Below are 13,474 nucleotides of genomic sequence, written 5' to 3'. Positions count from 1 at the left end.
AATCCTCCTAAGCCTTAGTCTTAATTAGTAAATAAAGAAAATACGGAATACCGATGATAGATACAACTATCCCAACTGATAATTCTAAAGGTGCAAATACCGTTTTGCCGATAAAATCTGCGAAAATTAAAAGAAAAGCTCCCATTAATGCACTAATAATGACAACAGAGCGGTGATGATTTCCAACAAGCTGTTTTGCGATATGAGGAGCCATTAGGCCGATAAACCCAATGCTTCCCGAAACAGATACACAAGCACTTACTAAACCAACACTTGCAATCATTAACTTTCTTTTTTCGCTCTCTGTTTTAATCCCTAAACTGATCATATTCTCTTCCCCTAGTTGGAAGTAATCTAAGAGATGCGCTTTATAAAAAATATAGATAGCCAAAATGACTACCCATGGTAAAATTGTCCAAATAAACATCCAATCAGCATTATAAATGGAACCATTCATCCAAACTGCTGCCGCTTCAAAATCAGATGCATTCATCTTTAAAGAAAAGAATAATGACAATGCACTAAAACCACTGTTAATCGCGATTCCTGTTAAAATGAGCCTTTGCATATCAAGTCGTTTTTGTTTATAAGCGAATGAGAATATAATAGCAGCTGCTAATCCTCCTCCAACAAAACCGAAAATAGGCATCATCATAACAGCTAGCCAGTTCTGAATATCTGCCTGAACTACTTGAATTTGAAAGAAAAACATAAACAATACAATAGCTGTCCCTGCTCCTGCATTTATGCCTAGAATCCCTGGATCTGCCAATGGGTTTCTCGTAATCCCTTGTAATACAACACCAGCAAGAGCTAATCCTACTCCTACGATGGCCGCAATAATAATGCGTGGTAACCTAAATTCAAAAATAACTAGTTTAAACCGTTCATCATCTTCAAATCCTAAAATTGTTTTTAAAACATCTTTTACACTAATATCAAAGACGCCATTTGTAATATGTATATAGCTTGCAAGAGCAATGCAACCTAGCAACAATACTGCTATTAGAGATGTTGTAAGTTTTTTATGCCGCATGTTTCCCACCTCCATGCGGACGAATTAAATATAAGAAAAATGGTACACCAATCAATGATGTAACTACTCCAATTGGCGTTTCAAACGGAAAGTTTATATAGCGACTAATTAAGTCACATAAAGATAAATACATCGCACCTAAAAGTGCTGAGAAAGGAATAATTCTACGATAATCTACTCCTACTAAAAAGCGAGTAATATGCGGAATTACTAATCCAACAAATCCAATTTTACCAACAAGAGCTACTGCTGTTCCCGTTAAACAAACCACAGCTATCATGCAAATGATTTTGATCCATTTCGTATTTTGCCCTAAACCTGTAGCTATATCTTCTCCTAATGATGTTATCGTAATAGATTTAGAACTAGCTATTGCAAGTATTAAGCCAAGAACGCCAAATGGAATGGAAATGATCAATAATTTAGGATCGACCATATGAATTTTAGTATTATACCAAGAACTAATAGATTGAGATGCTTGAAAATACATTGCAATCGCTGTCGCTATACTACTTAGAAAAGTACCTATAACTGTCCCTATAATCGCTAGTCTAACTGGTGACAATCCATTCCGAATAAGCGACCCAAATCCAAAAACAAGCCCTGCGCCTAAAGCAGAACCTAGCATTGAAAGTAAGATTAATTGGTAATTCGCAAGTCCAGGTAAAAAAATCATTGCTAATGTAATAACAAAAGCTGAGCCATCATTCACGCCCATTAATGATGGAGACGCAAGATAATTCCTTGTAATCCCTTGCATAATTGCACCAGCGACTGCTAAAAATGCTCCAACAATCGCTACTGCTACAGCTCTTGGAAGTCTACTCGTCCAAATTATTTGGTGATTTACATTTGTTGCATCATAGTTTATGATTGCCTGCCAAACCGTTGACAAAGGAATATCCTTTGTACCTAGTATGATAGAAACAATCATAACAGCTATGATTAAAACTGGTGATACAAAAGAAATAACAATTGCATTCCAGCGCTGTTTATTCATTGTGACACCTCATTTATATAAAAAGAATACACTTTCAAAAATATAGTGTTTTAATAATGAGAAAAAGAGCAGATGGACGAGAAAAATAGATTCTCTCCAACTGCTTTGTTGATAAAATGGACAAATCAAACTAAGCTTTTAAGATACGTTTGGGTCAATTGACTGAAAAGCATTAGGCTATTCGCTTTTTCAAACTTACTATTTTAGAAGGTCTTTAGAGATTGCATCTAAAAATCTTGTTTTAGACCAAGCTGTTCCTCCTTGTGCTGAAGGAGAAATACTATTGACAAATACTTTGTCATTTTTAGCAGCATTTACACTTTTGAAGATATCATTTTTTAATACTTCATCTAATGCTTTTGGTGTTTTAGTATTTTCCGATTCGTCAAATTGAAGGAAGATCACATCAGGATTGATTTTTGATAATGTTTCGTATGATAATTCCATTTGTGTTTTTGCATCTGCTATTTCTTTTGGTACCTCAAGTCCTAAATCATCATATAAAACAGGATTTAAATAAAGAGAAGGGCCATAAGCCATCATGGTACCACGAACACGGATAATCATTACTTTTTTATCTTTTAGTTCTTTAACCGCTTTATCTTTTAATTCAGCTACTTTTGTTTCATAATCACTAATTACTTTATCCGCTTGGTTTTCTTTACCTGTCAATTGACCTAATAATTGCAAGTTTTCACGCCATTTTTCTGCAACAAAAGTGTATGGGAAGGTTGTTGCCACTTTATCATATTTAGCTAATTTTTTTGCATCCATTTTATCAGAAGCTAAAATGACATCTGGTTCAAGCTTTAGCATAGCTTCTGCATTTGGTTCAAATTTATTTCCCACAACAGTCGCTCCATCAAAGTCATCTTTAAGATATTCTGGCATATCGTTTCCGGCTATTGAAACAACACCTGTTGGCTTGACACCAAGAACTGCAGCATCTTCCATAGATTCTAAACTTGCTGCGATAATATTATCTGTTTTAGCTGGCACTGTATATTCCTTACCAAGGTATGTAATTTGTTTTGTAGTAGATTCCTTGTCAGCACTTGCACTACTTTCCGATACTTTTGTATCATTTGATTTTTTTGTATCACTGTTTGAATTGCATCCTGTTGCAATTGCTAAAGAAAGTAAAGCAACCGCTCCTAATTTCCAATATTTCCCCATATTGATCCTCCTAGTAAATTATAAATTTTCATTTATTGATAATGATTATCATTGCCGATTATTAATTTACCAAAAAGATTAGAAAATGAGAATGGACAAAATGTTTTTTCGCATGGACTTTTGCCGATTTATGTAATCTCTCTGCGATATGCTGTCGGAGATACACCTACATATTTTTTAAATATTCTACTAAAGTAAAATGGATCATCATAGCTTAATTGAAAGGCAATTACTGCTATGGAAAGATCACTCTGACGAAGCATCTCTTTTGCCTCTTTCATCCTTAATTCGATGATATAATTTGATGGATTTAACCCAGTATGTCGTTCAAATAATTCTGTAAAACGACGTCTATTTATTTTAAAACGCTTTGAAATTTCTGCTACTGAAATTTTCTCTGTATAATGTTGATGCATAAAATCCACCGCTTGTTCAATTACTGTGTCCCTATCGGATTTACTGTTTCGTTTTGCACCCTGCACTAGTTCTTCAATAATTTGATGGAACAATGTTCTCGCCGTAATTTTAGAGATGGGACCTGGAACAGAATACGCCTTTATTAACTCTTTAATATATCGAGTAATTCTTGTTTGATTGTCCACTTTTAAAGAAAAATGTTGATGATAAAGCTGATATACTTCCTTCTCTTTAGCTGGGATTTCATAATGTAATACCACATACCTCCAAATTTTCTCGCTTGAATTATCTACTTTTATACTCATTTGGGGCCCTGCATGGACGATTGTACCTATCCCCATTGCAAAGGTTTGATTATTCAATGTAAAATTTGCACTTCCTTGCAAAGGGATAATAAGACCACACATTCCAGGTGCTGTCCTACGTCCTACATCACTCTTACCTGGATTTAAATTGGCAACAAATATATTGGAAAAAGATACAGATGCATTTGCATAATAATTTATAATCTCATTTAATGAAATGTCCATTTTTCTATTCTCACCCACAATTGAAAACGATTATCAATTAACATGGTAATATGTAGAAAGTGAATTGTAAAGATTTTTTAAAGGAAAACTGCTATTAATGCTACTATAAAAAAATGCACCACCGTTTGATTTTTTATCAATCGGGGTGCATTTCATGTTCATGAATTTTCTCTACTTATATTATTTTTAAATGTTTTTTAATGTTCATGATGATGACTATGTCTTTCTTCTAATTTACAAAGGATTGTATTATCATGTTTGTGTCGGTCATTTTCTAATTGAACTGTCATATGCCCTATCCCTAAGTGCAATAATTTATGTTCGAGTTCTTGTAAAATAATTTGGCTATCTTTTACTGTAAGCTTTCCATCTACAACTACATGGCAAGAAAGTGCATTTTGACCACTTGTAATACTCCATATGTGTAAATCATGAATAGCAAGTATGCCCTCCGTTGTTTGGAAAGTACTAATAATATCATCTGTCTCAACATTCGAAGGCGTCCCTTCCATCAACACATGTATAGAAGCTTTCGTAACACGCCATCCACTTGTTAAAACAAGTATTGCTACAATTATACTGGCAACCGGGTCTGCCCATTCCCAACCGAATAACATGATAAGAATAGCCGCGATAATTGCACCGACAGAGCCTAACATATCACTAATGACATGTAAAAAAGCGGCACGCATGTTCAAATTATCATGTGTATCACCACCACGCATTAAGATCCACGCAACAAGGATGTTTACCAATAAACCGATTATTGCAATGATAAGCATACCACTTGAAGCAATTTCCTGTGGTTTCGTAAAGCGTTGTATTGCTTCTACACATATAAAAATAGCTATTAAAATTAATGTCACACCATTGAAAACAGCTGCTAAAATTTCAAAGCGTTTATATCCATACGTATTTCTATTATTAGCCACCTTCTCACTTATCGTAAAGGCTAATACACCCACCCCAAGTGCAATGGCATCACTTAACATATGCCCCGCATCAGATAACAGTGCTAGGCTGTTTGTGTAAAGACCACCTACAACTTCAACTATCATATAAGATGTAATAATTATGAAAGCTATCATTAAGGTCTTTTTGTTTGCACCATGTGTATGATCATGACTGTGACCGTGCTCATGTGAATGTCCCATTATTCATTTCACCTCTAATTATGTTTCGCATGCTCAATCGTTTGTTGTAGAATGGCCATGACATGCGCATCATCTTGTGAATAAAAAACTGTCGTCCCTTCGCGACGGAATTTCACTAATCTTAAATTTTTCAAAAAACTTAATTGATGAGAAACAGTAGACTGTTTTAAATTTAACTTCTCACCAAGTTCACTAACAGAACATTCTTTTTTACTCAATAAGTTTAAAATACGAATTCGAGTTGGATCACTGATTGCTTTAAATGTTTGAGATACTAAAAATAAAATTTCTTCATCTAAATCTTCATTATTGAATGAAATTTGTTCCTCAATCACGTGAACGCCCCCTTTTTTAATGTTCTTAGATTCTTTATATGATTAGTTGTTCATATATACATATTATATGTACGATGAATTGAAAAAGTCAAAACAATTGAATAAAAAACAAAAAGCCACGATATAGCTTTTTATAGCTAGTATCGAAGCTTTTTATGATTGATGATCTTCCTCGTCCTTAGTAAAGTGTGCATCGAACAGTAATGGGGTGCGTTCTAATTGGTCTATAAATGAGCGACTTTTAAAGCGCATACCCGTTTGTTCTTCATATATAGTCGTAACAATTTTACGGATAAATTTCTTTGTTTCTTTTTTTAAAGTTAGCTTACCAATTTGGTCTATTGGTACACTATAGAACATCCTTATAAGCTTTAGCTGTGTTGGTGTTAAACGGATAAGATATGGATCTCGTTGGAAGCAACGGTGGCATAGGAAACCTCCCTGTGTAAACGAAAACGCAAATTCTCCTTCAACTGAACCACAACTTGCACATGCATGTAGAATAGGCTGTACGCCTGTGTAAGGTAACATTTTCCACTCTACGAACATGGCAATTGCTTCTGGATCATATCCTTCTTCTATTGCATGTAGTGCTTGTGTTAATACATCAAATGCATAGGGTTCTGGTTTTTCAGATTCTACTAAACGATCAATAATTTCAACAACATAGCTAGCGTATGCTGTTGCTACAATATCTTCTTGAATATGCCGCATAGATTCTAAAGGTTCCCCTTGTTGCAATGTCCCCATGCCACGGCCTTGTTGAATCATAAAAGTACCATGTACAAAGGGTTGGCTAATCGCAGCTAAACGGCTAGACGGTTTTTTTGCTCCTCTAGCCATTGCTGCAACTTTGCCAACCTCTCTTGTCATTAGTGTGACGACTTTATTTGTTTCGCCATACGGTCGTGTTTTTAAGACAATGCCTTCCCATTTATTCAGCAATTGTCTTCACTTCCTATTTCCTAGTATTCATCATCACGGTATCCATAATCACGAAGTTGTGATGCACGGTCACGCCAGTCTTTTTGTACTTTGACCCAAAGTTCTAAATAGACTTTACTTCCAAGTAATGTTTCAATGTCTTTACGAGCACGTGTACCAATTTCTTTTAACAAGGCACCACGTTTACCAATGACGATTCCTTTTTGTGAATCACGTTCAACAATAATAGAAGCATTGATGCGTACTAAGTCCTTATTTTCATCTTTTGCAATTTTTTCAATTTCAACAGCTATAGAATGTGGTACTTCATCGCGTGTTAAATGCAATACCTTCTCACGTATTAACTCTGCAATTATAAATCGTTCAGGATGGTCTGTTACTTGATCTGCTGGGTAATATTGTGGGCCTTCTGGTAAGTACTTTTTCAATGTATCAAGTAGTTGTTGTACATTGTTCCCTTGTAGTGCTGAAATAGGTACAATTTCTGCAAATTCGAATTCTGCTTTATACGAATCGATAATATTCAAAAGCTCATCAGGATGCACTGCATCTATTTTATTGACTACTAAAAAGACAGGTGTTTTCGTGCCTTTTAGCATTTCCATTACATATTTGTCACCTGCGCCAAGTTTTTGAGTCGCATTTACCATGAACATAATAGCTTCAACTTCACGCAAAGCATTTTTAGATACTTTTAACATGAATTCGCCTAGTTTATGTTTTGGTTTATGAATTCCTGGTGTATCAATGAAAATCATTTGAGCATCATCTGTTGTATAAACACCTTGAACTTTGTTTCGAGTAGTTTGTGGTTTGTCACTCATGATTGCGATTTTTTGTCCGATGACATTATTTAAAAATGTAGATTTTCCTACGTTTGGACGTCCAACAATTGTGACAAATCCTGATTTAAAAACTTTATTTTCCTGCATTCAATAAATCCTCCGGTGAAAATGCGCCTGGTAACAACTCTTTTACAGTTGTTTCTTGCACATCGCCTTTCATATTTGTTAAGTAAACTGGCATATTCGGTGCACAAAACTCTGAAATAACTTGTCGACATGCTCCGCATGGTGAACAAGGACCTTCTGTATCTGCAACAATTGCAATTGCAGCAAAATCTCTTTCACCCTCAGAAACAGCTTTGAACATTGCAGTACGTTCAGCACAGTTAGTCATAGAATAACCAGAGTTTTCAATATTACAGCCTTTAAATACTTTGCCGTCAGTTGTTAACAGCGCTGCTCCTACTTTAAATTTTGAATATGGAACATAAGCTTTTTCGCGGCCTTCTTTTGCAAGTTCTATTAACTGTTCTTTTTCCATTTCATACACCTCAATCCCATAAATTTATCCATTTCGGTATAAAGATAAGTATACCGATTATAACACTTGCACAAGCAAAAACAAGCACAGCCCCTGCTGCTATATCTTTTGCAGCCTTTGCTAATGGGTGTATTCCAGGAGAAGCAAGGTCAACAACCCTCTCAATAGCTGTATTCATCATTTCAAGTGACAGCATAATAGCCATCACAACGATTAATATAATCCATTCTAGCTGAGATAGGCCTGTAAATACACCTGCTACTACAACAATAAACACCATCATTAAGTCAAAACGAAAATTTTGTTCGACCATTACTTGTTTAATGCCTTCAATCGCATATTTAAAGGAATGTAAAAACTTACGCACGATCATTATTTTCACGAGATAATCCATAGGATTCTAATATCTCATCTTGTTTTCCAAACATCACTTTTTCATCTTCAGGAACCATATGATCATAGCCAAGAACATGTAGAAAACCATGTACAGCTAGAAAACCAAGTTCACGTTCAAATGAATGGCCGTATTCTTCTGCTTGTTCTCTTGTACGATCAATTGAAATAATGACATCGCCTAAAATACGTGGCATTCCTTCTGCAATAATAGGTGTTTCACCTTCGCCCACTTCTTCAAGAGCAAAAGAAATAACATCTGTTGGCGCATCTTTGTGGCGGTACTCTCGGTTAATCTTATGGATTTCTTCGTTAGTGACGAAAGTAATGGAGATTTCTGTACCATCTTCAATATTTTCAATCTTCGCTGCATGTTGCAAAAGATTTTCCACTAATGCAATATCAGATTCCTTTACTTTTCCTGTTTCATCTAAAAAATCAATATTCAAACTCATTTTATGCCTCCTAGGCTTATTTTGGCTTCGGATATTCGATACGTGAATGGAAGGTTCCATTTAAAGTTTCACAAAAAACGCGTTCAGCCGTTTTCAGTTCACGGATAGAAAGATCACATTCATCAAACTGTCCGTCTAGCAATTTATCTTGTACGATATTGTGAACAAGCTGTCTGATACCTTCCGATGTTGGATTCTTCATCGAGCGTACAGCAGCTTCTACACTATCTGCTACACTTATTATAGCAATTTCTTTCGTTTGTGGCTTAGGTCCAGCATAACGAAATGCTGATTCCTCCACATCTGGGTTATTTTCTTTCTCTTTAAAGTAAAAGAATTTCACCAAGCTTGTACCATGATGTTGTCTTGCAATATCTACAATTTCCTTTGGCATTTTATGCTGCTCTAATATTTTAACACCATCTTCCACATGTGCAATAATTATATCTTTACTTGTATTCGGTGGGAGCTGATCATGTGGGTTAATACCTGACATTTGATTTTCCACAAAAAAGCCTGGCCTTTTTGTCTTTCCAATATCATGATAATAACAACCTACTCGAGCTAGTAAGCCATCAGCTCCAATTGCTTCACAAGCAGCGTCTGCTAAATTTGCTACCATCACACTATGATGATAAGTACCAGGTGTTTCTACTAAAATCTTCTTTAATAATGGATGATTTGGATTAGATAGTTCAATCAAGCGATACGTAGATAACAATCCAAATGCTGATTCAATGAAAGGAAGTAATCCAAGCATCAATGCTCCCGATAAAATAGCTGAAACAATTGCTGCTAATAAATAGTAAGCTAATTCTCTTACCTCGTAATTGGACTGAGATAAAAGCAAATAAAATGCGATAAAGGCAATATTTACTGCAGCTACATATAAGCTTGTTGTCATCACACTAGATCTCTTCTTGGCATTTCGCATAAAATAAATACTAGCAAATCCGCTGAAGATAATATATAGAGATACTTCCATTTGCATAACAGAAGAATAACCTTCTTGGAAGACAATTCCTCCAACAGCTGCTGTCATAATAGTGGTCAGCAATGCAATACGTTCGTTCACCAAAACTCGAATAAGCATAGGTACGACTGCCGCCGGGAATAGAAAACCAATTGTCACATCAAAGTCACTCGAAACTAAATTTAATAATTCCATCACAATGATAGAAGTTAAATATACAATCATTGTAATAATTAAATTACGTGTTTTTAACTTTTTATCAGCTTTCCAATTATAAAATGCTACATAAAAGAAAGCCATTTGTAAGAAGATAAAAAGCCCTAATCCAACAATCGGTTTCTTAGATTGCTGATTTGACAGCATCCCTGTTATTTCCAATTGGTGATATACTTCTCTATCAATCAGTTGTCCTTCTTGTACAATAATTTGACCTTGTAGAATTCTTGTTGGGTCGACATTTGCCTTTTCTTGCTCAATTCTTTCTTTCGTTAACTTATTATCCTTTTTTTCAGTCTCTACAATAGATGTTCTGGCTAATGTTATAGCAATAGATTGAATACTTTCAGGTATTGTATAACTTCCTCGAACTATTTTTTCTACACTTGCTTTTTCATCTGATACTTGTTCTTGACGAATAGGCTCCGATAAAGATTTAGTGATAATAGAAGTCAAAGTATCTCTTGTTTTAATAAGATCTTCTTCATTTTGCGCGAGTAATGTTGATATTTCTTGACCAGTTAATCGAACAGTTTGTCCATTTGTACTAATCTCATCTAGTTTATTTCTTAAATTTTTTATCTGTTCTTCCTTTTCTATGTCTTTTTTAGATTTGCTCTTTTCTTTATTAATCGTCTTTTGAACTTCAATTATGTAATCAAATGTAGAACTAATAATTGCTGCTTGGTTTTTAGCAATATCAGGCGAAAAAGTATAAACAGGCTTAACTTCGCTAGCAATTTTTTCTCTGTCACTTTCCGTTTTTTCCGTATCTTCTATTGTTTTGGTGGAGCGAATTGTTTCAGGTGACAATTGGAATAATTTAATGTCATATTGCTCCCCTTCAATATCCTTGACCATTAAGAAAAATTGTATGATTCCCGTTAGAAATAATAAACTTGCTAGTAATAAGGGGAAACGTACATATTGGTTGAGTGTTTTTATGATATTAATCATCTCGTCACCTCCTCTTCTTATCATACCAATAGAAAAGAGATTTTCCATCATTATTTTATAGAATATTAGTAAAATTATTTTATTTATCCTTTAAATGGAAAGTTCTATGTACGGTTCAATCACTATTATAGGTGGCTTTTTATTTTTTAAGAAATGCAAAAAATCAGAGATACAATTGCACCTCTGATTTCATGCTATTTTTGTTGTTCGTATGCTTGAATTATTTTTGCAACAAGCGGATGTCGGACAACATCACCTTGTTCTAAAATTCTGAATTCAATATTTTTAACGTGGCGCAACGTTTTTTCTGCACTAATTAGACCTGATTTTGCTCCATGTGGTAAGTCAATTTGTGTTTCATCACCAGTAATCACCATTTTAGATCCAAATCCTAATCGTGTTAAGAACATTTTCATCTGTGCTTCCGTTGTATTTTGTGCTTCATCAAGAATGACAAAAGCATCATCCAATGTTCTTCCACGCATGTACGCGAGTGGTGCGATTTCAATTGTTCCACGTTCAATCATACGTCCTGTTTGTTCTGCGCCTAATACATCATGTAACGCATCATATAACGGTCTTAAATATGGGTCAACTTTTTCTTTTAAATCTCCTGGTAAAAAGCCTAAACTTTCACCGGCTTCTACAGCTGGTCTTGTCAAGATTATTCGTTTTACTTGACTATTTTTTAAAGCTTGAACTGCCATCACAACAGCTAAGTATGTCTTCCCTGTTCCTGCTGGCCCAATACAAAATACTAGATCCTTATGGCGAATTGCTTGAATATACTGTCTTTGACCTATTGTTTTTGCTCGTATAGCTTTTCCTTTTGTATTCCGCGCAATAACTTCATCATAGAGCTCCGCAAAATATTCAATCGTTCCTGTTTTAGACATCTCAAGTGCAGAGACAACATCGCGCTGATTAATGTTAATACCTTTACGAATAACTTTTAATAATTGCTGTACTAATTGACTTGCGTGTTGTTTATTTTCTTCTTCTCCAACAATGACAATTGAATCACCGCGGGTAATCATCTGAATTTGGAAAGCTTCTTCGATTAATTTTAAATTGGCATCAGATATGCCCAGAAGCATGACTGCTTCGTTTGGATCTTGCATTTGTAATTGAATAGGTTGTTGTTCTGTCATGCTCAATCTCCTTGGTTAATCGCTTGTTTAATCGCAATATTTTCATTTACTAAAAACAATACTTTCCCCTTTACTGTATCATTATCAATTGTAACATTCAAAAGTTTTTCTTGTTTAACGACTGTTTTACGGGGTAATTTTTCTAAATACTTTTGATGCAATAGTGGTATCACAAAATCCTCCACTGATTTTTCATCGATTGTCACCTTCTTTTTAATCAATTCTTGTTGTATATAAACTTCCCCAATCATTGAAAACCATTTTGGAAGGTTTGCAACTTTCCATTCTTTTTCAGTCTTTTTTTCATTTGCCCAACGGAAATGATATGTTTTTTCCCCCATGGTTTGATAAGTAATCTCCTTGGGTAACGAAAACTCTGATTCTATCCAATAATCAGCATAAACTTCACCTTCTGCTCCATAAATGATATCCTTTTCACCACGTTTTAAAATTCCAGTTACTAATAATTGTCCATTTTTTACAGCATCATTTTCTTCTACTACTCGTTCACCTTTCGATAAATTAAAATGAGTAACAACACCATTTTTTTTAGCAATTAAATTTCCTTTAATAGGGTCATTAATGACTTCATTTTCAATAATAGGTGCAGCCAGAGGTTCAAATATTATTCTGCTCCCTCTGCGATGGATGTGTACCCAAGATAAATCACGATGCTTTGTCAATATATTCTGCCTAATTATAGTGTCATCAGGTTTATCCCTTTTCAGAAATGGTCCTGCAAGATGCATTTCATGTAATGTTTCAAATAATTCATCCGTCTGTTCAGGTGTAGCATTTTCAACTGAAACTTGCCATATCCACTGTGAAAAGAAAAAAGGAATTGCGAATAATATCAGTAAACCGGCATAGACAATCCATTCTTTTCTTAAAACGTGGTCATCATCTAATGATTCAATGCGGAATGTAATACCATATTGATACCGTAGTTTCCTAATTATACGTAAATTTTTTCTAGTTGTATGGAATGATACTTCATTTTCTGTAGTGATAAGATGACGTAAGACAATATTATTTTTTGTTAAGGCAGTTAAAAAAGCTGGGACTCTTTTCGTTCGTTTAATACGAATGCGAACAATACGATATTCTCGACTTTTTTTCATACTTCCTAATCCTCTATTCTGGTTAGCTCAATTTTTTTTAAGTTTTCCATGTCAAGTGCTAAAAGCTCATCTCGAAGAAGCTTTACATGAAATGAATCTGCTTCAATTTTTATACGATAATCTTCATGTATAAAAATCATATGGTTATCTGCAATTGTCTCAAGCAATAAATCTCCTCTGATTCGCATATGCTGGAAGTTTTCAATTTCGACCAGAGGCATTACTTGAAATAGCCTTTTCGACATAAAAAACCTCCTCTCTTTTTAGCATATGCTTAAAGAGAGGAGGG

15 protein-coding genes are annotated in these 13,474 nt (G+C 34.7%); all 15 read right to left on the bottom strand.

The features are described 5' to 3' along the window. Positions 1-7 precede the first annotated feature (7 nt). Positions 8-1,036, bottom strand: coding sequence for a FecCD family ABC transporter permease (locus D1606_RS04580; protein ID WP_119414836.1), 1,029 nt, complete (start codon positions 1,034-1,036; stop codon positions 8-10). Further along, positions 1,026-2,036: a FecCD family ABC transporter permease gene (locus D1606_RS04575; RefSeq protein WP_119414835.1), complete on the bottom strand. Its 1,011-nt coding sequence runs from the start codon at positions 2,034-2,036 to the stop codon at positions 1,026-1,028. The genes D1606_RS04580 and D1606_RS04575 overlap by 11 nt, the downstream gene beginning before the upstream one ends. A 198-nt stretch (positions 2,037-2,234) precedes the next feature. Next, a complete protein-coding gene (locus D1606_RS04570; RefSeq protein WP_119414834.1) occupies positions 2,235-3,212 on the bottom strand; it encodes an ABC transporter substrate-binding protein in 978 nt (325 codons plus the stop codon). A 128-nt stretch (positions 3,213-3,340) separates the two neighbouring features. Continuing rightward, positions 3,341-4,159, bottom strand: coding sequence for a helix-turn-helix domain-containing protein (locus D1606_RS04565; RefSeq protein ID WP_119414833.1), 819 nt, complete (start codon positions 4,157-4,159; stop codon positions 3,341-3,343). Between the two features lie 197 nt (positions 4,160-4,356). After that, complete coding sequence (locus D1606_RS04560; protein WP_119414832.1) at positions 4,357-5,313, bottom strand: cation diffusion facilitator family transporter; 957 nt, start codon at positions 5,311-5,313, stop codon at positions 4,357-4,359. A 14-nt stretch (positions 5,314-5,327) separates the two neighbouring features. Then, positions 5,328-5,645, bottom strand: coding sequence for an ArsR/SmtB family transcription factor (locus tag D1606_RS04555; protein ID WP_369973749.1), 318 nt, complete (start codon positions 5,643-5,645; stop codon positions 5,328-5,330). 156 nt (positions 5,646-5,801) lie between these two features. Next, a complete protein-coding gene (recO, locus tag D1606_RS04550; RefSeq protein ID WP_119414830.1) occupies positions 5,802-6,593 on the bottom strand; it encodes a DNA repair protein RecO in 792 nt (263 codons plus the stop codon). Positions 6,594-6,613: 20 nt separating this feature from the next. Next, on the bottom strand, positions 6,614-7,525 hold the full coding sequence (gene era, locus D1606_RS04545; protein ID WP_119414829.1) for a GTPase Era: 912 nt from the start codon (positions 7,523-7,525) through the stop codon (positions 6,614-6,616). Then, positions 7,512-7,919, bottom strand: a complete 408-nt coding sequence (locus D1606_RS04540; RefSeq protein ID WP_119414828.1) for a cytidine deaminase — start codon at positions 7,917-7,919, stop codon at positions 7,512-7,514. Before D1606_RS04540 ends, era begins: the two co-directional genes overlap by 14 nt. A gap of 10 nt (positions 7,920-7,929) precedes the next feature. Beyond that, positions 7,930-8,292: a diacylglycerol kinase family protein gene (locus D1606_RS04535; protein ID WP_119414860.1), complete on the bottom strand. Its 363-nt coding sequence runs from the start codon at positions 8,290-8,292 to the stop codon at positions 7,930-7,932. Continuing rightward, positions 8,279-8,767, bottom strand: a complete 489-nt coding sequence (gene ybeY, locus D1606_RS04530; protein WP_119414827.1) for an rRNA maturation RNase YbeY — start codon at positions 8,765-8,767, stop codon at positions 8,279-8,281. Before ybeY ends, D1606_RS04535 begins: the two co-directional genes overlap by 14 nt. Positions 8,768-8,783: 16 nt before the next feature. Continuing rightward, positions 8,784-10,913 (bottom strand): HD family phosphohydrolase, encoded by a 2,130-nt coding sequence (locus tag D1606_RS04525; RefSeq protein WP_119414826.1) that lies wholly within the window; start codon positions 10,911-10,913, stop codon positions 8,784-8,786. Positions 10,914-11,107: 194 nt separating this feature from the next. Next, positions 11,108-12,064, bottom strand: a complete 957-nt coding sequence (locus D1606_RS04520) for a PhoH family protein (RefSeq protein WP_119414825.1) — start codon at positions 12,062-12,064, stop codon at positions 11,108-11,110. A 2-nt stretch (positions 12,065-12,066) separates the two neighbouring features. Then, complete coding sequence (locus tag D1606_RS04515; RefSeq protein WP_119414824.1) at positions 12,067-13,185, bottom strand: sporulation protein YqfD; 1,119 nt, start codon at positions 13,183-13,185, stop codon at positions 12,067-12,069. Positions 13,186-13,190: 5 nt separating this feature from the next. Beyond that, positions 13,191-13,430 (bottom strand): hypothetical protein, encoded by a 240-nt coding sequence (locus tag D1606_RS04510; protein ID WP_119414823.1) that lies wholly within the window; start codon positions 13,428-13,430, stop codon positions 13,191-13,193. Between the last annotated feature and the right edge of the window lie 44 nt (positions 13,431-13,474).

This window comes from Rummeliibacillus sp. POC4 (assembly GCF_003576525.1).
Taxonomy (GTDB): domain Bacteria; phylum Bacillota; class Bacilli; order Bacillales_A; family Planococcaceae; genus Rummeliibacillus.
This window is presented reverse-complemented; position numbering and strand designations above follow the sequence as displayed.